Below are 20,561 nucleotides of genomic sequence, written 5' to 3' on the forward strand. Positions count from 1 at the left end.
GGCAACGCTCCGGCCTATCAGCGTTTCGACCAGGCCAGCGCAGGCCCTCTCGCATAACGCCCGCGCAACTCCTCGGCGACCCGGCGGGATGCGGGAGGGCGACCGGGTTTCTGCGTCCTCGGCACCAGCTGGGCCGACACATCGCTGGTGACGTCCGGACTCGTCGCGTGCGGCAACGGCGGCCCCGGCTTCCCCGAGGCGTCCATGGTCGGGAGGTCCTCGAAGCGCACAACCCGAGTGGCGGGCTCCTCCGTTGCAGGCGGCCCGGGAACCGGTTCGTCGTCCACCAACAGGTCGATCCGGTCCAGCATCTCCGCGTCCGGCTGCGGCACCACCAGCGTGGCGCCGTCCCGGACCGTCGTCGCGCTGATCAGATCGCGCCGCGCACGCGCCGGGCTGGTTCCAAGCGAGCGCAGCAGACCCGCGCACCGCTTGGTCACCTCATCCAGGGCGGGACGGTCCTCCGGCCGGTGCGCCAGCATGGCCGACACGACGGGGGCGAGCCCGTCGGGCAGCCCTGACAGATCAGGGTGCACGTCGGAGTTGGCCACCTGCGCGGCCACCGCCGCCCAGTGGGCCCCGTCGTACGGGTAATGCCCGGTCGCCGCGTACAGCAGCACCGTGCCCAGGCCGTACACGTCCGCGGCCGGTGTCACATCCACTTGCCCCAACGCCTGCTCGGGCGGGATACACCGGACCGTCCCCATGATCATTCCGGCCTGTGACATGGACCCTTTGGTGGCGTCGAGGAACGCCCCGAGCCCGAAGTCGATGATCACCGGGCCGAAGCCGCCCAGGATGACGTTCTGCGCCTTGAGATCACGGTGCACGAGCCCGACGGCGTGCACGGCGGCGAGGCCTTCGGCGAGCAGCGCGCCCAGGCTCGCTACGAGGGGCGCCGCGAGAGGCCCTTGCTCCTTCACCACATCCGCGAGCGGCCGACCGGGAACGTAGTCCATCGCCAGCCAGGGCTGCTCGGCGAAGGGGTCCGCGTCGATGAACCGGGCAACCCGGCCCGTACCAGAGACGGTGCGAGCGATCACCGCCTCACGTTCGAAGCGGGCTCGAGCATGAGGATCGGTGCGGTCTGGCCGGATCACCTTCACGGCTACCGGCTCCCCCGCGGCCGAGTAGGCCAGGTACACCTCCCCCATGCCGCCCGACCCGAGCCGCCGCTCGATCGCGTATCGACCGATCCTGGTTGGTACCGCCGCATCCATCGCCACTCGCTCCCCCAGAAACGCACCGCCCCGCCGATGCGTGATGTCCCCTGCCACCACTGTAGTCAAACGATCAACGCCTGGGGGCCGGGACTTCCGTGCGATTAGACGGCATAGCCGTGACACGGTCGACAGCCTCTCGTCGTCGTACCTGACGAGAAAACCGCCTTCCCCCACCGAACTCGAGGCAGCCGCCTGACACGTTGAACGCCTGAGATGTCTGAACTCCGCGGATGGTCGGCTGCCGCATCATCCGTGGGGACCAGAAGGGCGCTTGGGCCAGTGATGCGGGCGAGCAGTGGACTTCACGGTGGCGTCGAGCAGGAGCAGTTATCGACAGGAACACGCTTGAGCGCAGGAGCCACTCGGACTCCACGGATCGCTCTCTGTCGACTCCCACATGCACAGTGGCGCATGGGCCTCAGGCCGAGGTTTTCCTCGTCCTCGGCGGGGACTTGGATGTCCTCCCCGACAATCTCGGTAGTGGATGTGCCGGGTTGCCGTCGGATCTCCCGCGTGGACAGCACCCGCCAGCAGTGGCCGTCTTCGGAGTCGTCCGGGCTGAGGGCTTTGATGACGATCCAACCCTCGCCGGAAGTGCTCAGACACGCGCACCAAGCGCCTCCACCCCGCACGGTAAGGGGCCACCAAAAATCCGTGCGAGCGCCGCCCACACAAGCCCGGACGTCAGTTCGCCGACGAACAAAACCCAGGGCACGAGCAGCCGCCCCCGTCCACTCAGCGCCCCGAACCACGCGAGCGGTAACCCTGGAGCAGCGAACCGGCATCACGATCCGCCACCCGCCCCGAACCGCTCCCACCTACCCCTGCCTGCGTTCAACATCTCGATGCATCCCGCAGCATCCACCACCCAAAAACCCACATACCGACCACCCGCAATCGGAACTGGGGTCAAGGATTCGTATGACCCCACATCCCGGCTCCCGGATATGGGGCCCCGACTCCCGACCCCACTCCCACTGGGAGCACGGGTGACCAGCAGCAAGAGCGGAAGCGCATAACCGAAAGAGCACCCGATCGATGGGAGCCGCAGGTCACAAACCAGGCGCGGATGTGAACGTGCGCGCAAGGAATCGAATATGTGCGCATCGGCGCGAGTGGGAGCAAACCGACAAGGGGACAGTGGGAGCCTGCTCCCACGCGCCCGCTCCCACCCGGGAGCGTGGGAGCAACAGAAAAAGGGCCGTTCGAAAACGGCCCTTCACCTGCGACGTTCGATCGTTCGAACTAGTCGGGACGACAGGATTTGAACCTGCGACCCCTTGACCCCCAGTCAAGTGCGCTACCAAGCTGCGCCACGTCCCGGCGCCCGTGTGACCTGGGGTTTCCCCTGGCCGAACGTGCACCGAAACAATACCGCACTCGGGGCCGTGATCGCTCACGCCTTTCGGGGGCTGTTGACCTCAAGCGGACTTGAGGTTGCACTCTCTGTGGCATGACGACGACAACGGAACGTGCGCTCGGGCGTGCGGACGGATACGGATATGCAGACCTGTCCCGCCTCATGGGGCAGATGACGGGGGACGAGAAGCACGGGCCCGCCGCGACCTCCACCCTTGATGCGCTCTGGGTTCTCTATGACCGGGTGCTCAGGGTCACACCCCAGGAGATGGAGGGTGCTGGGCGGGATCGGTTTCTGTTGTCCAAGGGGCATGGGCCCATGGCCTACTACGCCGTCCTCGCCGCCAAGGGCTTCATCCCCGTCGAGTGGCTAGAGGGGTTCGGGGCCTTCGACTCTCCGCTGGGGCATCATCCGGACCGGGTGCTCGTGCCGGGGGTCGAGATCGGGAGCGGGTCGCTCGGGCACGGGCTGCCGATCGCGGTCGGGACCGCGCTGGGGCTCAGGGCGCGGGGGCTCGCGGACGCCCGGGTGTGGGTGCTCGTCGGGGACGCGGAGCTGGACGAAGGCAGCAATCACGAGGCCATCGCCTTCGCCGGGCCCGCCCAGCTCGAACGGCTGCACACCGTCGTGATCGACAACGCCTCCGCCCGGCACGCCAGGCCCGGCGGCATCGCCGCCCGCTTCGAAGCCGCCGGGTGGTCCACCGCGACCGTCGACGGGCGTGATCACGACGCGCTCTACGCGGCCTTCACCGCGCCGCATCCCGGGCAGCCCCGCGTCGTCGTCGCCCGCGTCGAGCCGAAGGGACCGTAAGGGGGCGACAAAGGGGGCGACAGAGGGCGCGCACGCGGCCTCTGCCTCTCTGACCAATGACCCATCGGCCCGTTTGCTTGGTTCTTCGTTCATCCCTCGGAGGTTTTGTCATGGACACCATGCGTGATCGCTTTGCCCCCACCCTCTCTCGCCTGCTCGACGAGGATCCGCGTGTTGCCGTCGTCCTCGCCGTCATCGGTGCGGACGGGTTCGCGGAGGCTCAGCGCAAGCATCCGGAGCGGGTGATCGATGTCGGGATCCGGGAGCAGTTGCTCGTCGGGGCCGGGGCCGGGCTCGCGTTGGCCGGGATGCGGCCCGTCATGCACACCTTCGCCAGCTTTCTCGTGGAGCGGCCGTTCGAGCAGGTGAAGCTCGACTTCGGGCATCAGGGCGTCGGGGGTGTTCTGGTCAGCGCCGCCGCCTCCTTCGACTGGCCCGCCGGTGGCTACACGCACATGTCACCCGGCGATGTGGCGTTGCTCGACACGCTCGACGGCTGGACCGTCCACGTACCCGGGCACCCGGACGAGGCCGAGACCCTGCTGCGGCACGCGGTCGCAGCGGGCGACGACAAGGTGTACGTGCGGCTCTCCGTGCAGTCGAACGCTCGGGCGCTGCCGGTCGACGGGGCCCGCTTCCACACCGTGCGCGAGGGGCGTGGTGGGGTGGTTGTCGCTGTCGGGACCATGCTGGACAACGTTCTTGCCGCCACTGAAGGCCTCGACCTCACCGTTCTGTACGCCACCACCGTGCGGCCCTTCGACGCGGAGGCGCTGCGCCGCGCGACGGGGGCCGCCACCGTCGCCGATGTCGTCGTGGTCGAGCCCTATCTGGCCGGGACTTCCACCGCTGCCGCCAACGACGCGCTCGCCGATGTTCCGCACCGGGTGCTCGGGCTCGGCGTCGGCCGTGCCGAGCTTCGCCGCTACGGGCAGGTCGACGAGCACATGGCCGCACACGGTCTCGACGTCCGCTCGCTGCGGGAGCGGATCAGCCGCTGGGTGGGGGCAGCAGCGTCCTCGCAGATTCTTGTTTAGCTGCCGGGCGCGCCGCCCATTACCTTCCTTTTCCTTGGAGAGCCCGGTTCGGGGTGGAGCCCGGTTCGGGCTCGTGGCCTCCTGGGCGGGCTGTCCCCGCCGCTCCCCCGCTCCGGACCGGCGCTCTTCCGTCCACCCGCACCAACCCACGTATCGCGGGCACGGAGAGCATGGCCAGGCAGACGACGACCGTCGTCACGGCCCCCGTGATCAGCACCTGTTCCGCGCCGAACGCGTTCGCCGCCGGTCCCGCGAGGGCCTGGCCTACGGGCAGCAAGGCGATCGATCCCGCGACGTCGTAGGCGTGGATGCGGTTGAGGACGTCGGGCGGCACCTGCGTCTGGACGCTCGTCGCCCACATCACTCCCCAGAAGGAGAGCCCCGCGCCCGCGACCGCGGCGCCCGCCGCCATCAGCGGGACGCCCAGCTGGGCGCCGACGGTCGCCGGGAACGCGCAGTAGAGGATCAGCGCGAAGGAACCGGCGCGGAGCATGCGGCGGGGGCGCAGACGCAGGGCGACCAAGCCGCCGAGTACGGTGCCTGCGCCCAGGGCGGAGTTCACCAGGCCGTACGCCCCCGAGCCGTGCTCCTGCACCACGAGCGTGGCTACGAGGGGTGTCAGTGGGCCCGTGGTCGTGATCATCAGGACGCAGAAGATGGCGATGACGCCCCACAACCAGGTGCGGGACCTGAACTCCCGCCAGCCCTGCACCAAGTCGGCCCGGAAGCCGTTGCTGTGTGGCAGCGAACCGGGCAGCGCGGGCGGCAGCCGGAGCAGGACCAGGCACAGTGCGCTCAGTCCGTACGTCCCCGCATGCGCGGCGAAGACCGCGCGGGCGAGGCGAAGGCCACGAGGACGCCGGCCACGGCCGGGCCCGCCAGCGCCGCGGCGGACTCGGCCACGCGTATCGCGCCGTTGGCCCTCTGGACGTCGGTGGCCAGGCGCGGGACCGTGCTGGCGACACCGGGCTGGAAGATCGCGCCCGCCGCGCCGTTGACCGCTCCGATCACGCAGATCTGCCAGAGCACGACGTGGCCGTTGAAGAAGAGGATTGCCGCGACCGACTGTGTGGCGAGCCGGGCCACGTCCGCACCGATCATCAGCAGGCGGGTGCTGAACCGGTCGGCGAAGACCCCGCCGAAGATCACCAGGCCGGCGAAGCAGATCGTCGTGGCGGCCATGGCAAGACCTACGGCACCCGCGCCGTGCCCGTGCTGGAGCAGTCCCGCGGCGAGGGCGACGGGCAGCATCGTGTCGCCCAGCTTGGCGACGGTCCGCGCGCCGAAGAAGAACCCGAAGTCCCGGGACCAGATGCTCGCGCCTGGGGGTGCGGTTTGTTTTGGGGGTGCGGCTTGTCCAGGGGGCGCGGCTCGTCCAGGGGGTGCGGCTTGTCCTGGGGGTGCGGATTGTCCTGGGGGTGCGGTTTGTTTTGGGGGCGCGGCTTGTCCTGGGGGTGCGGATTGTTCGGTCGCCGGCCCGCCGGTGGGCGTGCGCTCGGCCTTGCGCAGGCGCGTGGGCGTGCGCTCGGCCTTACGCAGGCGCATGGCCTTACGCAGGGGCATGGCCTTGCGCAGGCGCGTGGCGCGCTCGCCCCGCCCGCCTCGCCTCCCGACCGGAAGCCGCCCACGCTCGCCCTCGCCGGTCCCGCCCCCAGCGGTCCCGCTCTCACCGGACCCGCCCTCGCCCAACCCGTCCCCTGACGGCACCGCAGTTCCCTCCCCGGCAGCGGCGCCCGGTCCGTCGTCCCACGAACCTCGCCCGTCACCTCCGCCGGGATCATGCCACGGGGCACTGACAGCAGCGATCCCTTTTAATCCGTCGGCGGAAGCCCCAACTCCGGGTACGCGTCCAGGAGTCGGGTGGGGGCCGCCTGGCGCCAGGAGTCGGCGAGGATGTCACTCAGTTCATCCTTGTCGAGCGCCGAGAGCCGTGCGCGCACCCAGGCGAACATCGCCTCGTGGTCGGCGATCCAGAACTTGTCCGGCTCCGCGAGGACCAACTCGTCCCGCTCCTCCTTCGGGCACCGCACGGCGATGGACGTCTCGTCCTCCGGGAGCGTGGCGAACATTTTTCCTGCCACCCGGAAGGTGGGCATGCTCCAGGCGATCTTCTCCGTCGTATCCGGCAGGGCCAGTGCGATACGCCGGACGTCGTCACCCGTGACCTGGGCTTTGGCATGAGCTCGAGACATGCCCCGAACGGTAGCCAACACCACTGACAGCGGCCCCCGTAACTACTGACAGCGGCCCCCCTAACCACCGACAGCGGCCCCGGAACCACCCGCAGCAGTCCCGGAAACAGCGACAGCGCGACAGCGACCCGGCCCCGCCCCTCACAGCACCCGCTTGTCCATCCAGCTCAGCAGGTCCTCCTGCACTTCCTCCCGGTTGGTCTCGTTGAGGATCTCGTGGCGCGCCCCCTCGTAACCCCTCCAGGTGAGGTCGTCGAGGCCCACGTAGCGGTAGTCCTCCACGAGTTCGTGGACCAGCGTCATGCCCTGGTTGCAGGGGTCCTCGGTGCCGACGGCGATGTGGACGGGCAGGTCAGCGGGCACCCGGGCGAGGTTTCGCGGGTCGTTCATCTTGCGCACGGCACGCACCCAGTCCAGGCAGAGCCCGGCGGAGAAGGGGAAACCGCAGCGCTCGTCGGCGACGTACGCGTCGACCTCGGCCTCGTCGCGCGAGAGCCATTCGAAGCCGGTGCGGTGCGGGTACGCGTCGTTGAACGCGGCGAAGAGTTCGGGGAGGTAGGAGGAGAGCACCTCCCGGCCGCCTTCGGCGATCTCACGCTCCAGGCGGGTGATCGACTCGTCGATCCCTACACCGGGGAGCGAGCGGAACGTGCCGGAGAGGATCACGCCCGCGAGGCCGTCCGGGTACTCCTGCGCGTAGTCCCTGGCGAGGTGCGAGCCCATGCTGTGGCCGAGCAGGAAGAGCGGGGTCCCGGGGTGCAGGGTGCGTACCTGGTCGCCGATCGCCTTGAGGTCGTCGACGATGGCGCGCCAGCTGTCGTACGAGGAGGCGGGCTCGCCGGACGCGTCGGACCGCCGGGCATCGGCCGCCCCGTCGGCTCCCTCGTCAGAAGGCGCGTCGGCTCCCTCGTCGGAAGGTCCACCGGAAGGCCCCTCGGAGGACGAGCCCGTCACCCCATACCCCCCGGTCGCCTGCGCCGTCGCGCCATGCCCCCGGTGGTCCGAGGCGATCACCCCGTAGCCGTGTTCCATCAGGTGGCGGGCGAACCGGTCGTAGCGCAGGGCGTGTTCGCCCGCGCCGTGGGCGATCTGCACGAAGGCGCGCGGCCTGCCGCCGGCGGGCAGCCAGGTGTACGTGGCGACGGGGACGCCGTCCGCCGCGTTCACGAGTCCGGCGGTGTACGCGGCGGGGGCGGGCGTCGAGGCGTGGTCAGGCATTGCGTAAGGCTCCCTGTACGACATCTGGGACGGTTTCTGACGACATCTGGGACGGGACGGTTCCGGAACGGTTCTGGGCCGGCGTCGGCAGAGCTGGAATCTCAGCTTGCTCCTGGAACGCCCGCTCCCGAACGCCCACCCACCCCTAAAACCCTCCCCCGCACACGCGCCCTCATACCGCCCTCATACCGCCCTCGTACCAGCGCCCTCACTCAAGTGCCTCTGCGTGACCCCCTTCTCACGCCAGGCCCTTCCGACCCATTGACCCCCCGTCAGAGCGGAACCTACGCTGAACACCGCACAGGGGAAAGCGCTTTCTAACCCGCGCACCCCCACCCACCCCACGCAACTCGCACTCACCGCAAACCCGGCTACCGGCAGCCGTCCACCCGCCCAGCCCAGGGAGCGCCATGAGTTCCACGAGTCCCACCGCGCCCAGACGCGGCCCCACGACATCGAGACCGGGCCCCACCACGCCGAGCCCCTGGCTCGCGCTCATCGCCCTGCTGGCCCTCATCATCGGCCTCGGGCTCACCGCATCGCCCCACGCGGCTGCCGAAACGAAACCCCAGCCACAACCCGCAGCCGCACCCGCAGTCGCACCCGCACCCGAAGTCGCAGCCCCGGCCGCAGCCGAAGCCCCGCCCGAGGCCAAAGCCGACCCTTTCCGCGTCCTCGTCTTCTCCAAGGTCACCAACTTCCCCCACGACTCGATCCCCGCGGGTGTCGAGGCCATCAAGAAGCTCGGCAGCGAGAACGGCTTCGAGGTCGAGGCCACCGACGACGCGGCGGCCTTCACCGACGCCAATCTCGCCCGCTTCCAGGCCATCGTCTTCAACAACACCAACTCCACCCCGGAAAAGGGCGACCTGCTCGACGCCGACCAGCGTGCGGCCTTCCAGAAGTACGTCCGTGGGGGCGGCGGCTGGGTCGGTCTGCACGCGGCGTCGGCCAGCGAGCGGGACTGGTCCTGGTACGAGGGTCTGGTCGGGGCGATCTTCGACAAGCACCCCGAGGTGCAGACCGGGCGCGTCAAGGTGCTCGATCACGCGCACCCCTCCACCAAGGGTCTTCCGGAGCTCTGGGAGCGCACGGAGGAGTGGTACAACTGGCGCGCCAACCCGACGGGCAAGGTGCACACGCTCGCCCAGGTCAAGGTGCGCGACGGTGTCACCGGGCTCGACGAGGGCGTCGACCAGCCGTGGTCCTGGTGCCAGAACTACGACGGCGGCCGCTCCTGGTACACCGCGGGCGGACACGACAAGGCGGCCTATCAGGAAGAGGGCTTCCTCAAGCACATTCTCGGCGGCATCGAGTGGGCCGCGGGCAACAAGCCGGGCGACTGCACCGCCACCAAGACCGGTGCCTTCCAGCGCACGCCGCTCGCCACGAACGATCTGGCCGACCCCTTCGAGCTGGCCGTCGCGCCCGACCGCCGGGTGTTCTTCATCCAGCGCACCGGGAAGCTGAAGATCATCGACCAGGAGACGCTGAAGGTCTCCACGGCGCTCGACTTCGACTACACCCCCGAGATGACGAGCCAGTCGGACGGACTGCTCGGCCTCGCGCTCGACCCGAAGTTCGAGGACAACCACTGGGTCTATCTCCTGAACTCGGACAAGAACGAGAAACGCATCAATCTCTCGCGCTTCACCGAAGCGGGCGGAAAGGTCGATCCGGCTTCGGAGAAGCGGATCCTGACCATTCCCACCTTCCGTGGTGAGGGCCGGGCGAACTCGCACATGGCGGGGTCGATCGCCTTCGACAAGAAGGGCGACCTGTATATCGCCACGGGTGACAACACCGACCCGTTCGCGTCGGACGGATTCAGCCCCATCGACGAGCGCGAGGGCCGCCGCGCCTGGGACGCGCAGGGCACCTCCGGCAATACGAACGACCTGCGGGGCAAGGTCCTGCGCGTCACGCCGAAGGACGACGGGACCTATTCCGTGCCGGAGGGGAACCTCTTCGCGCCGGGGACCGACAAGACCCGACCCGAGATCTACGCGATGGGCATGCGCAACCCCTTCCGCATCACCACGGACCCGCTGAGCGGCGCCCTGCTGATGGCGGACTACGGGCCCGACGCGAAGAACGCCGTGGCCGACCGCGGCCCGGAAGGAACCGTCGAGTACAACCGGATCACCAAGGCGGGCAACTACGGCTGGCCGTACTGCGTCGGCAACAACACCCCGTTCAACGACTACGACTTCGCGACGAAGAAATCAGGCGCGAAATTCGACTGCGCGAAGATCGTGAACGATTCGCCGAACAACACGGGCCTGCGCGACCTGCCTCCGGCCCAGGCCGCGGATGTCTGGTACGCCTACTCCGCCTCGGAGAAGTTCCCCGAACTCGGCACGGGCGGCGGCGGTCCGATGAGCGGTCCCGTCTATGACTACGACGCCGCCAACACGTACAAGACGAAGTTCCCCGAGTACTTCGAGGGGAAGTGGTTCAACTACGAGCTGACGCGGCAGTGGTTCAAGGTCTTCTCGATGCAGGAGAAGGACCAGACGTTCACCGATCCGCGCTTCGAGCCCGCGAAGGCGGGCGATCTCCAGTCGATCAACTCCATTTTCGGTGACATGAAGTGGAATCAGCCTTTCGATGCCGACTTCGGTCCTGACGGTGCCATGTACGTCATCGACTTCGGGCTCGGCAGCGGCACGGGCCGCGGCGGCGGCAACGAAGGCGCGGGCATCTACCGCATCGACTACGTGGCGGACGGACGGCTGCCCGACGCGCGCGTCACTGCCACTCCGGACAACGGCAGCAGCCCACTTGAGGTGAAGTTCTCCAGCGCGGGTTCGGGGCTGCCCGGCGGCAAGCCCGTAACCTACGCGTGGGACTTCGACGGCAACGGCACGACCGACTCGACCGAGGCGAACCCGACGCACACCTACACCGAGAAGGGGCAGTTCAGCGCGCGCCTGAAGGTCACCGGACCGGACGAGCTGAGCAGCCTGGCCGTGCAGGAGATCACCGTCGGGAACACCCGGCCCGTGGTCAGTATTCAACAGCCGCCCAACGGCGGGACGTTCAGCTTCGGCGACACGATTCCGTTCAAGATCAAGGTGACGGACAAGGAGGACGGGAAGATCGACTGCAAGCGGGTCGTCGTCCAGTCCCAGCTCGGCCACGACACCCATCTGCATCCGCTGGACAACTACACCGGCTGCGCGGGCGAGATCGTGACGGACGCCGGCGACAGTCATGGTCCCGGGCAGAATCTGTACTACGGGATCACGGCCCAGTACGAGGACAAGGGCGCGTCCGGTGCGCCGGCCCTGACGGGGTCCGCCTCGCTGACGCTGCGGACCTCCTTCCGGGAGGGCGAGCACCGTACCGCCACCGGCGGCGCGCACGGCGGGGTGGACATCGGTGACCGCGCGGACGCGTCCGGCGGCAAGCGGCTCATCGAGATCGAGGACGGCGACTGGGTTTCCTTCGACCCCGTGAACCTCAAGGGCGTCGACTCCGTGACGGTGGGCGCGGCTTCGGCCGGGCTCGGCGGCGACATCGAGTTCCGCGCCGGTTCCTCGACGGGCAAGCTGCTCGGCAAGGTGAGCGTGCCGAACACCGGTGGCTGGGGCAACTTCATCTCGCCGACCGCCCAACTGGCCGACCACGACGGCACGACGAAGCTCTACGCCGTCTTCACCAACCCCGAGTGGACGTCCGAGAAGGCCGACCTCCTGACGCTCGACTGGCTGCACTTCAACGGACCCGGCGTCGAGAAGAAGACCGGTGCGAAGGTGACGGTCAAGGCGGCTCCGGCCGACGGCACCGCGCCTCTCGCCGTCAAGCTCACGAGCACGGTGAAGCTCCCCGCGGGCCGCACGGCGGCCTCGTATCACTGGGACTTCGGCGACAACGTCAAGCCGACCGGCACGGAGAGCGCCACCGCCGAGCACACGTACGCGCGCAAGGGCCCGTACACGGCGCATCTGACCGTCACGGACGACAAGGGCGACACGACGACCGGCGCTGTCCGGATCACGGCGAAGTGAGGGGTCAGCCATGACATCCAGGAAGAGAACCGGTCTGAACGGGACCAGACGCGCCTTTCTCGGTACGTCGATGGGGCTCGCGGCAGCGGTCGGTACCGCACTGCCCGCGCGCGCGAGTGACGCGTCACGGTGCCGTCGCATCCCGCGCGGCGGGATCGGCATGCACCTCTACACGATGCGTGATGCCCTGGCGCGGGACTTCGCGGGCACGCTGGAGCAGCTCGCCGACATCGGCTACGCGACGGTGGGCGTGAGCGGCAGGCACGGGAACGACGCGGCCGGCATCCGGCGGATGCTCGACGCGGTGGACCTGCGCGCGGTCCTCGAACACATCTCGTACGACATCCTCAAGGGCAGCGGTCTTCCGCAGGCGCTGGAGGACCTGCACACCCTCGGCGCGAAGTGGCCGGTGGTGCCGAGTCTGCCCGGCGCGCTGCACACGCCGGACGGATTCCGGGAGGCGGCACGGCAGTTCAACCGCATCGGGCAGGCGTCTCGTGACGCAGGGCTCGGTCCGGTGCTCTTCCACAACCACGGTTCGGACCATGTGGTGGTGGACGGCACGAGCCTGTACGACATCCTCCTCACCGAGACCGACCCGCATCTGGTCGGCTTCGAACTGGACGTGTACTGGGCGGCGAAGGGCGGCGCGGATCCGGCGACGTACTTCGTGCGGCACCGGCGGCGTTTCCCCGCGCTCCATGTGAAGGACATGGCACCGGACGGCGGCTTCGCCGACGTCGGCTCGGGGACGCTGGACTTCGCCGCGATGTTCGACGACGCGCGGTCGGGCGGCGTCAAGCAGTGGCTGGTGGAGCACGACAGCCCCGCCGATCCGTTCGCCACGGCCCGCAACAGTTACGCGTATCTGGCCGCACTGCGGTACTGAGGTGCCGGCTTCGGCCGGGGTGTGCCCGAACCGCCCACCTTCTTAAAGAAGAGGGTGGTCGGGTGGAGCACCCCGGCCGGATCGGCCGCGTAGTCCGGGATGGTCCCGGCAGCCGTCCAACCGCCGTGCCGGTAAAGGGACTCGGCGGGGCTGCCGGTCTCCGTGTCCAGGACCAGGAGGGTGACGCCCGCGTCGGCGGCCGCCTGTTCCGCCGTGGCCAGGAGGGTGCGCGCGAAGCCGCGGCCGCGCGCGGCGCGATGGACCATCAGCTTGAGTATCTCGGCGCGATGCCTGCCGTTGGGCTTGTCCACGAAGCCGACACTGACGGTCCCGGTGATCCGCTCGCCGTCGCGCGCCACCCAGATCGCGAGCCGGCCTTCGGCCACCGCGGGGGCCAGGCTGCGCCACCAGATGGCGGCGGCCGCCTTGTCCAGGGGCGCGAGGAAGCCGAGGGACGATCCGCCGTCCACGACATCGGCGAGCAGGCCCGCCAAGTCGTCGGCTGTTGCGAGGAGTTGCCCGGCGGTGAGGCGCGTCGGCGTCTGTGCCGCTTGCCCCGCGGGCGGCGTCGCTTGCCCTGCGGCCTGTTTCGCACGCCCGGTGTTCATCGCGCGACCACCACCAGGGCGTACCGCACGGCCCGCTCCCCTAGGCACCGGAACCGCGTCGGCCCCCACAGCCTGAAGCGCAGGCAGTCCCCGGCGTCCAGGGCGTGCGTCTCGCCCTGCACGGTCACTTCGAGGCCACCGTCGAGCACCCAGATGTGCTGCTCGAGCCCGGCCACGGGAGGCCGGTCGTACGCCACGTCGGCGCCCGGTTCCAGCCGGCCCTCGACGAGTTCGCCGCGCAGCCCGGCGTGCGGCGGCGACACCGACCGGCGCACGAAGCCGGAGGCGCCGTCGGTCCACACGCTCTGCTCGGCGGCGCGCACCAGTTGCGCGGGCTCGGCCTCCACCTCGCTCAGGAGTTGCGACATGGGGCGTTCGTAGACGGCACAGAGCCGGTTGAGGAGGGACGCGGTGGGGCTGATCTCCGCGCGTTCGGCCCGCGACAGGGTGGAGCGGCTCACGCCGCTGCGGTCCGCCAGGTCACCCAGGGACCAGCCGTGTTCCGCGCGCAGTTCGGCGAGGCGCGCGGCGAGCCGTTCGTCGACCCCGTCGTGTTCCACGCTTGGCGTGCGTTCCATATTCGGCACGGTATCCCGAATATGAGACGCGCGACAACCCCCGCCCGGCTCCGTGGAGCAGGCCTCACTCGTGCGCGGACACCGCCCCCAGCAACTCGCGGATGCGCCCGGTGGCCTCGACGAACTCGGCTGTCGCCAGCGTCGACGCGTACGAGCGCTCGGCGGGGAGGCCGACATCGATGATCTCCTCCACCGTGCCGGGCCGCGGACTCATCACGACCACGCGATCGGCCAGATAGACGGCCTCCGGGATCGAGTGCGTCACCAGGAGCACCGTGGTCCCGGTCTCGCGCCAGATCCGGTTCAGCTCGACGTTCATCTGCTCGCGCGTGAGTGCGTCGAGCGCGCCGAAGGGCTCGTCCATCAGCAGCACCGGAGGCTCGTGAAGCAGCGCCCGGCAGAGCGCGACACGCTGCTGCATGCCACCGGACAGCTCGTGCGGATAGGCGTCCTCGAAGCCGTCGAGCCCGGTCATGTGGATCAACTCGTCGGTACGCGCGCGTGCCTCGGCGCCCGGGATTCCCCGCATCTCCGCCTGAAGGAGGATGTTGCGGCGTGCCGTGCGCCAGTCCAGGAGGGCGGCGCGCTGGAAGACGTATCCGATGTCGCGGCGCGGCCCGCGCACCCGCTCGCCGCCGAGCAGCACATCCCCCGAAGAGGGCGCGAGCAACCCGGCGATCAGCTTCAGGAGGGTGGACTTGCCGCAGCCCGACGGGCCGACGATCGCCACGAACTCGCCCGCGCCGACGTTCAGCGAGACGTCCCGCAACGCGGTGACGTCCTTCTTCTTCGTACGGAAGCGGACGGCGACGTCATCGAGGCGTACCGCGGCCGACCGCGCGTCTCTTTCCGCCGTCTTTCCCGCCGTCGCGCGTGGCTCGTCGCTCATCTTGAGAATCGCGTCCTTCGCCATGGCTCTGCCGCCCCTCAGCCCTTGATTCCCTTGGCCGCGTCCCAGTACTCGGCGACGGGCTTGGCCTCCTTGACCATGCCCGCCTCGGAGAAGACGTCGATGGTCTGCTGCCAGTCCGCCTCGGTGTTGGCACCCGGCGCCTTGCCCTCTGTCGCGTCGGTGTGCAGCAGGGTCAGCGTCGTCTTGAACTGCTCGGACAGCACGTCCTTGGGCGGCAGTTGCTCGGAGGCGCCCTCCATCGAGGCGACCGCGGGCTCCGGGCTCTTCTCCGCGGCCGCCCACGCCTCACTCACCGCGGCGGTCATGCGCTTGGCCAGATCACCCCTGCCCTGGAGGGTCTTGGGCCCGGCGATGAGGCCGTTGGAGTAGAAGTTCAGGCCGTTCTCGGAGAAGCGCAGATACGAGACGCCCTTCTTGGCCTTGTTCTGCATGGTGGGGCCCTGGTCGCTCGCGTATCCGAGCAGCGCGTCCGTCTTGCCGGAGATCACCGCGGCGATCTTGCCCGCCGGGTCGGTGTTCTGGATGTTGACGTCGGAGACGTCCATGTCGTTCTTCTCCAGGAAGATCGGGAAGGTCTTGGTGAGCGCGTCGCCCGCCGTGCCCGCGATCGTCTTGCCCTTGAGGTCGGCGGGCGACTTGATGCCCTGGGCCTCGAAGTACTGCACCGAGGCGGGGGTCGTCTGCAGGAAGACGCCCAGGCTCTTCACCTTCACGCCCTGGTCCACGCCCGCGAGCACCGCGGGGGTGTCCGCCCAGCCGAAGTCGGTCTGCCCGGCGCCGGTGGCCTGCACGGTCTTCTGCGACCCCTGGCCCGCCCTGATGTCGAGGTCGATGCCGTGCTTCTCGAAGATCTTCTGCTGCTTGCCGTAGTAGAACGGCGCGTGTTCGCCGTACGGATACCAGTTGAGCGTCAGCGTCACCTTGTCGAGCTTCTTGCCCGAGTCACTGGTGCTCGTCTTGTCGTCGTCGCCGCCACAGGCCGTCGCGGTCACCGCGACGAGGGTCAGGGGGACGAGGCCGGTGAGCAGTCTGCGCGCGTGCATGGGACGGCCCTTCTCGCGTACGTCGGACATCGGACTGGCGGGGTGGGTGCGCCGGCACCGCGGGTGGGTCTTGGTAGGCCGTGGTGGGTCTTGGTGGGCCGTAGTGGGTCTTGGTGGGCCGAGGTGGATCTCAGTACGCCGTGGTGGCGGCCACGTCCCTGCGGCTCGCGTGCCACGGGAGCAGCAGCTTCTCGGCGATCTCGACGAGCACGAAGAGGACGACGCCGATCAGCGACATGACGAGCAGGCCCGCGAAGAGCATGGGGGTGTCGAGATTTCCGTTGGCCTGGAGGATCACGTATCCGAGGCCTTCGTTCGCGCCGACGAACTCACCCACGACGGCGCCGGTCACGGCGAGCGTGACGGCCACCTTCAGGCCGGAGAAGAGGTGCGGCAGCGACGCGGGGAAGCGGATTTTGAGGAAGGTCTGCCAGGGCCGCGCGCCCATGGTGGCGGAGAGCTGGAGCATCTCCGGGTCGACGGCCTTCAGCCCGGTCACCATCGAGATGACGACGGGGAAGAAGGCGATGAGCACGGCGATGAGGATCTTCGGCGCGATGCCGAAGCCGAGCCAGACGACGAACAGCGGGGCGATCGCGATCTTCGGTACGACCTGGGCGAAGAGCAGGATCGGGTAGAGCGTCTTCTCGACGGTCGTCGAATAGACCATGAGGACCGCGGCGAGGATGCCGACGACCACGGCGATGACGAAGCCGAGCAGGGTCTCGTAGGTGGTGACCCAGGTGTGCTGCCACAGGTAGTCGGGCTTGTCGAGGATCACGTCGAAGGTCGCGCCCGGCGAGGGCACGAGATACGCCTCGACCATCTCGGTGGCGGCGATCAGCCACCAGACGCCGAAGCAGACGAGCAGCAGGACGAGCGGACGCCAGCTCTTCTCGGCCGCTTCTGCGAGGCGTTGGCTCGGGGTGGGGCGGCTGCGGTCGACAACGCCTGCCGTTTTCGCGGGAGTTGCCTGCAGTGCGCTCTGGCTCACGGTGAACTCCCCTGGCGTGAAGCGGTGTCGTGAGGTGGTAGGTGAGGTGGTACGTGGGGCGACAGGTAAGGCGATAGGTGAGGCGATAGGTGAGACAGTGATGCGGAAACCGCTTTCAGAAAGCGCTTTCTGATAAGGTGTTCGCCACGCTAATGACTGGCTGACCGCAGGGTCAATAGGTCGGCTCGAAGTTTCGCGGGGCGGGACGAGGGGGGCGCGGTGCGGGCGTTGGGGCGCGAGCAGGGGTCCGGAGCTGGGCGGCCGCAAGGGCCGGGGCAGACGCGGGGGCAGGCACAGGGGCCTGCGCAGGGGTCTGCGCAGGGGCAGGAACCGCTAGCCCCTGCCGCCGCGCCCGCGCCAGGGCGGGGACGCGAGCGCGGGCCCCACGTCACCCTCCACGCGGTGGCCCGGACCGCCGGGGTCTCCCCGGCCACCGCGTCCCGGGCCCTGAACGGCACGACGCGCGTACGCGAGGATCTGCGACGCAGGGTGCTCGAAGCGGCGGACCTGCTGGGATACATCCCCAACGCCCATGCGCAGGCGCTCGCCAGTTCCTCGAACAACACCGTCGGCGTCATCTGTCACGACGTCGGTGACCCGTACTTCGCGGCCATCGCGAGCGGGGTGATGGCGGCGGCGGCCGAGCAGGACGTGCTGGTCATGCTGGCCAGCACCTTCCGCGCTCCGGCGCGGGAGATCGCGTACGTCTCGATGCTGCGGGCGCAGCGGGCGCGGGCGATCCTCCTCATCGGCTCGGGCTTCCAGGACCCCGCGTGGGAAAGGGCGTTGGAGTCGGAGCTCGTTCCCTACATGCGTGACGGGGGCCGCGTCGCCGTGGTCAGCCGGCACCGCAGCCTGCGCGTGGACACGGTGCAGCCCGAGAACCGGGCGGGGGCGGGTGCGCTGGCGCGGGCTCTACTGGCCTTGGGCCACCGGGAGTTCGCCGTCCTCACCGGTCCCGAACGTCTCACCACGGTCGCGGACCGCCTGGCCGGTTTCCGCGAGGCGCTGGCCGACGCGGGGGTCGCCCTCCGCCCGGAGCGGATCGTCGAGGGCGCCTTCACCCGCGACGGCGGTCATGCGGCGGCGGTCGAACTGCTGCGGCGGGGGCAGCGTCCGACCTGCGTCTTCGCGGTGACGGACGTGATGGCCGTGGGGGCATTGGGTGCACTCCGGGAGCGGGGGCTCCGGGTGCCGGACGACGTGTCGCTCGCGGGCTTCGACGACATCCCCCTCATCGGCGAACTCACGCCCCCGCTGACCACGGTGGCGCTGCCGCTGACACGCATGGGCCGCGACGTACTGGCCCTCGCCCTCCGCGAACGGGGCGCCAGGTCACGGGTGGAGCGGGTGCGGGGCGAGGTGGTGCTGCGGGCCAGCACGGGACGGCCCACGGGCTGAGCATTCAAGGACGAACTCACGCCCTCACTCACCGCAGTGGCCCTGCCCCGCGACACGCATGAGCCGCGACGTACCGGCCCTCGCCCTCCGCGAACAGGGCGCCAGATCACGGGTGGAGCGGGTGAAGGGCGAGGTGGTGCTGCGGGCCAGCACCGGACGGCCCACGGGCTGAGCATTCAGGGACAAACTCACGCCCCCACTCACCACAGTGACCCTGCCCCATGACACGCATCGGCCGCGACGTACCGGCCCTCGCCCTCCGCGAACAGGGCGCCAGATCACGGGTGGAGCGGGTGCGGGGCGAGGTGGTGCTGCGGGCCAGCACCGGACGGCCCACGGGCTGAGCATTCAGGGACAAACTCACGCCCCCACTCACCACAGTGACCCTGCCCCGCGACACGCATGAGCCGCGAAGTACTGGCCCTCGCCCTTCGCGAACAGGGCGCCAGGTCACGGGTGGAGCGGGTGCGGGGCGAGGTGGTGGTGCGGGCTGAGGGTTCAGGAAGGTGGGAGGGGTGGGAGGGCGCGCCTTGGTTCGGCGTTCGACGCCCTGCGCAGATGCTCGGCCAGGGACTTGGCGGCCGGGGAAGCCGGGCCTGTTTTGGTGCCCCAGGCCAGGAGGTGGTGGCGGCGGGCCCAAGAGTCCTGCAAGTCGCATACCTCCAGGGGCTGGGACGGGTCGATCACGCGGCGGGGGACTATGGCGAGGCCGACGCCCGCCGCCGCGAGGGCCACCAGGACATTGAGGTCGGCGACCGTCGTGCGGTAGCGCACGACCGGTGCGTGGGGGCCCACATGTCGCTCGATCCAGCGGCGCAGCGAGGCATCGGCGTCGAGGCCGACGAGAGGGTGCTCGGCCGCCTCGCTGTAGGTCAGGGACGTACGGCCCGCGAGGATGCCGCCCGCCTGGCCGACGACCACCAGGGAGTCGTCGCCGAGGGGTTCCATCGCCAGACCGCAGTCGCGCGCCTCGTCGTCCAGGACGATCCCCAGGTCCGCCTCGCCGTCCGCCAGCATCCGCACGATCTGTGGCGTGCGGTTCTCGAAGACGCGGACGTCGACATCCGGGTGGGCCAGCAGGAACGAGACCAAGGCCTGCGGCACGAGCCGGTGCACCGCCGAACCGCCGCCAAGCAGGGTCAGGGGCGCGGTCGGGGATCTCGTATAGCTCGCGACCGCGCTCTCCAGACGGACGGTCTGGGCCAGGACCTCGCGCGCGTGCCGGGCCAGCGTGGTCCCCGCCGGGGTCGGCCGCACGCCCCTCCGGCCGCGGATCAGCAGCGCCACACCGGCCTGCTGTTCCAGCGAGCGGACCCTCGCGCTGGCCGACGGCAGGCTCAGGTGCATGCGGCGGGCGCCCGCCGTGATCGACCCCTCCGTCACGATGCCGAGGAACAGCCGCAGGTCGTCCAGGTCATAGCGCACCCTCGTGAGCCTATGGCACAGCCTTAGGCTGGGTACGCCGATAACGCATTGTGGGCCCACCGCCCACAGGGCGATGCTCGGCGGGTGTCAGAAATACTCCTCGTGCTGGTGGCGGGCCTCGCCGCCGGAGCGCTGAACTCCGTCGGCGGCGGAGGCACGTTCGTGGCGCTGCCCGCTCTGGTGGCGGTCGGCCTGTCCCCCGTGACGGCGAACGCGTCGTCGACCATCGCCCTCGTCCCCGGAGCCGTGGCCAGTGGATGGGTGTACCGACGCGAACTCACCCCGCTCGGGACGACATCCACGAAGGCGCTGACGGTGGTCAGCGTGGTCGGGGGCGGGCTCGGCGCCGTCCTGCTCCTCACCCTGCCCGCCGCGTCGTTCGACGCCGCGGTGCCCTGGCTGCTCGCGTTCGCCACGCTGGTCCTCGCCTTCGGCCGCCGCCTCTCCCGCGCGCTGAGCGACGCACTCGGCCGCGAGCTCGGCATCAGCTCCCGGGCCATTCTGCTCAGCCAGTTCCTCCTCGCCCTCTACGGCGGATACTTCGGCGGGGCCGTAGGCATCATGATGTTCGCCCTGTGGGGCATCGGCCTCGGACTCGACACCGCGGTCAGCAATCCGATGCGGGTCACGCAGATCGCGGCCATCAACCTCAGCGCGGCCGCCCTGCTCCTCGTCGCCTCCGACGCGCTGAGCAATCCGCTCGTCCTCGCCACGATGTTCGCCGGGGCGCTGGCGGGCGGCTTCACCGGAGCCCACTTCGCGCGCCATCTCTCCGACCGGCTGCTGCGCGGCATCATCCTGACCACCGCCGTGTCGATGACCGTCCTCTACTTCGTACGCGGCTGAGGCCGGCC

At 69.7% G+C, this 20,561-nt stretch carries 16 protein-coding genes, 1 tRNA gene and 1 pseudogene; 7 read left to right on the top strand and 11 right to left on the bottom strand.

Going from position 1 to position 20,561, the window contains the following annotated elements:
- Window positions 1-17: 17 nt before the first annotated feature.
- Window positions 18-1,220, bottom strand: a complete 1,203-nt coding sequence (locus tag AB0I66_RS11365; RefSeq protein ID WP_363207517.1) for a serine/threonine-protein kinase — start codon at window positions 1,218-1,220, stop codon at window positions 18-20.
- 1,252 nt (window positions 1,221-2,472) lie between these two features.
- A tRNA-Pro gene (locus AB0I66_RS11370) sits at window positions 2,473-2,546 on the bottom strand.
- Window positions 2,547-2,676: 130 nt separating this feature from the next.
- On the opposite strand from AB0I66_RS11370, the gene AB0I66_RS11375 reads away from it, so the two are divergent.
- Both AB0I66_RS11375 and AB0I66_RS11380 read left to right on the top strand, forming a co-directional pair.
- Entirely contained in the window at window positions 2,677-3,396 is a 720-nt protein-coding gene (locus AB0I66_RS11375) for a transketolase (protein WP_363207518.1), read from the top strand.
- 110 nt (window positions 3,397-3,506) lie between these two features.
- Complete coding sequence (locus tag AB0I66_RS11380; protein WP_363207519.1) at window positions 3,507-4,433, top strand: transketolase; 927 nt, start codon at window positions 3,507-3,509, stop codon at window positions 4,431-4,433.
- A gap of 19 nt (window positions 4,434-4,452) precedes the next feature.
- On the opposite strand, the pseudogene AB0I66_RS11385 reads toward AB0I66_RS11380, so the two are convergent.
- From AB0I66_RS11385 to AB0I66_RS11395, 3 genes and pseudogenes are all read right to left on the bottom strand, one after another.
- A pseudogene (locus AB0I66_RS11385) lies at window positions 4,453-5,747 on the bottom strand (MFS transporter).
- A 497-nt stretch (window positions 5,748-6,244) separates the two neighbouring features.
- Window positions 6,245-6,625, bottom strand: coding sequence for an MmcQ/YjbR family DNA-binding protein (locus AB0I66_RS11390; protein ID WP_363207520.1), 381 nt, complete (start codon window positions 6,623-6,625; stop codon window positions 6,245-6,247).
- 141 nt (window positions 6,626-6,766) lie between these two features.
- Entirely contained in the window at window positions 6,767-7,843 is a 1,077-nt protein-coding gene (locus AB0I66_RS11395; protein ID WP_363207521.1) for an alpha/beta hydrolase, read from the bottom strand.
- Between the two features lie 410 nt (window positions 7,844-8,253).
- Here AB0I66_RS11395 and AB0I66_RS11400 point away from each other — a divergent pair, with 410 nt between their 5' ends.
- Both AB0I66_RS11400 and AB0I66_RS11405 read left to right on the top strand, forming a co-directional pair.
- Complete coding sequence (locus AB0I66_RS11400) at window positions 8,254-11,856, top strand: ThuA domain-containing protein (protein ID WP_363207522.1); 3,603 nt, start codon at window positions 8,254-8,256, stop codon at window positions 11,854-11,856.
- A gap of 70 nt (window positions 11,857-11,926) precedes the next feature.
- Window positions 11,927-12,745 carry a sugar phosphate isomerase/epimerase gene (locus tag AB0I66_RS11405; RefSeq protein WP_363207879.1) on the top strand — a complete coding sequence of 273 codons (819 nt, stop codon included), beginning with the start codon at window positions 11,927-11,929 and terminating at the stop codon, window positions 12,743-12,745.
- Here the strand turns inward: AB0I66_RS11405 and AB0I66_RS11410 are convergent.
- From AB0I66_RS11410 to AB0I66_RS11430, 5 genes are all read right to left on the bottom strand, one after another.
- A complete protein-coding gene (locus AB0I66_RS11410; RefSeq protein WP_363207523.1) occupies window positions 12,715-13,353 on the bottom strand; it encodes a GNAT family N-acetyltransferase in 639 nt (212 codons plus the stop codon). The two genes, AB0I66_RS11405 and AB0I66_RS11410, sit on opposite strands and share 31 nt — an antisense overlap.
- Window positions 13,350-13,931 carry an XRE family transcriptional regulator gene (locus AB0I66_RS11415; RefSeq protein ID WP_363207524.1) on the bottom strand — a complete coding sequence of 194 codons (582 nt, stop codon included), beginning with the start codon at window positions 13,929-13,931 and terminating at the stop codon, window positions 13,350-13,352. Before AB0I66_RS11415 ends, AB0I66_RS11410 begins: the two co-directional genes overlap by 4 nt.
- Before the next feature lie 64 nt (window positions 13,932-13,995).
- Window positions 13,996-14,820, bottom strand: a complete 825-nt coding sequence (locus tag AB0I66_RS11420) for an ABC transporter ATP-binding protein (protein WP_363207880.1) — start codon at window positions 14,818-14,820, stop codon at window positions 13,996-13,998.
- A gap of 38 nt (window positions 14,821-14,858) precedes the next feature.
- On the bottom strand, window positions 14,859-15,887 hold the full coding sequence (locus AB0I66_RS11425; protein ID WP_363207525.1) for an ABC transporter substrate-binding protein: 1,029 nt from the start codon (window positions 15,885-15,887) through the stop codon (window positions 14,859-14,861).
- A 130-nt stretch (window positions 15,888-16,017) separates the two neighbouring features.
- Window positions 16,018-16,881 carry an ABC transporter permease gene (locus tag AB0I66_RS11430; RefSeq protein WP_363207526.1) on the bottom strand — a complete coding sequence of 288 codons (864 nt, stop codon included), beginning with the start codon at window positions 16,879-16,881 and terminating at the stop codon, window positions 16,018-16,020.
- A gap of 402 nt (window positions 16,882-17,283) precedes the next feature.
- Between AB0I66_RS11430 and AB0I66_RS11435 the strand changes: the two genes are divergently transcribed.
- Window positions 17,284-18,282, top strand: coding sequence for a LacI family DNA-binding transcriptional regulator (locus tag AB0I66_RS11435; protein ID WP_363207527.1), 999 nt, complete (start codon window positions 17,284-17,286; stop codon window positions 18,280-18,282).
- Between the two features lie 221 nt (window positions 18,283-18,503).
- A complete protein-coding gene (locus AB0I66_RS11440) occupies window positions 18,504-18,626 on the top strand; it encodes a hypothetical protein (RefSeq protein ID WP_363207528.1) in 123 nt (40 codons plus the stop codon).
- A gap of 154 nt (window positions 18,627-18,780) precedes the next feature.
- Here AB0I66_RS11440 and AB0I66_RS11445 read toward each other — a convergent pair whose 3' ends face one another.
- Complete coding sequence (locus tag AB0I66_RS11445; protein ID WP_363207529.1) at window positions 18,781-19,707, bottom strand: LysR family transcriptional regulator; 927 nt, start codon at window positions 19,705-19,707, stop codon at window positions 18,781-18,783.
- Window positions 19,708-19,791: 84 nt separating this feature from the next.
- On the opposite strand from AB0I66_RS11445, the gene AB0I66_RS11450 reads away from it, so the two are divergent.
- Window positions 19,792-20,553 carry a sulfite exporter TauE/SafE family protein gene (locus tag AB0I66_RS11450; RefSeq protein WP_363207530.1) on the top strand — a complete coding sequence of 254 codons (762 nt, stop codon included), beginning with the start codon at window positions 19,792-19,794 and terminating at the stop codon, window positions 20,551-20,553.
- Window positions 20,554-20,561: the final 8 nt, after the last annotated feature.

This window comes from Streptomyces sp. NPDC050439 (assembly GCF_040655335.1).
GTDB lineage: Bacteria > Actinomycetota > Actinomycetes > Streptomycetales > Streptomycetaceae > Streptomyces.

Coding starts and splice junctions, on each gene's coding strand:
- AB0I66_RS11365 (WP_363207517.1), bottom strand. CDS start 1,220: ATGGATGCGGCGGTACCAACCAGGATCGGTCGATACGCGATCGAGCGG.
- AB0I66_RS11375 (WP_363207518.1), top strand. CDS start 2,677: ATGACGACGACAACGGAACGTGCGCTCGGGCGTGCGGACGGATACGGA.
- AB0I66_RS11380 (WP_363207519.1), top strand. CDS start 3,507: ATGGACACCATGCGTGATCGCTTTGCCCCCACCCTCTCTCGCCTGCTC.
- AB0I66_RS11390 (WP_363207520.1), bottom strand. CDS start 6,625: ATGTCTCGAGCTCATGCCAAAGCCCAGGTCACGGGTGACGACGTCCGG.
- AB0I66_RS11395 (WP_363207521.1), bottom strand. CDS start 7,843: ATGCCTGACCACGCCTCGACGCCCGCCCCCGCCGCGTACACCGCCGGA.
- AB0I66_RS11400 (WP_363207522.1), top strand. CDS start 8,254: ATGAGTTCCACGAGTCCCACCGCGCCCAGACGCGGCCCCACGACATCG.
- AB0I66_RS11405 (WP_363207879.1), top strand. CDS start 11,927: ATGGGGCTCGCGGCAGCGGTCGGTACCGCACTGCCCGCGCGCGCGAGT.
- AB0I66_RS11410 (WP_363207523.1), bottom strand. CDS start 13,353: ATGAACACCGGGCGTGCGAAACAGGCCGCAGGGCAAGCGACGCCGCCC.
- AB0I66_RS11415 (WP_363207524.1), bottom strand. CDS start 13,931: ATGGAACGCACGCCAAGCGTGGAACACGACGGGGTCGACGAACGGCTC.
- AB0I66_RS11420 (WP_363207880.1), bottom strand. CDS start 14,820: ATGAGCGACGAGCCACGCGCGACGGCGGGAAAGACGGCGGAAAGAGAC.
- AB0I66_RS11425 (WP_363207525.1), bottom strand. CDS start 15,887: ATGCACGCGCGCAGACTGCTCACCGGCCTCGTCCCCCTGACCCTCGTC.
- AB0I66_RS11440 (WP_363207528.1), top strand. CDS start 18,504: ATGACACGCATCGGCCGCGACGTACCGGCCCTCGCCCTCCGCGAACAG.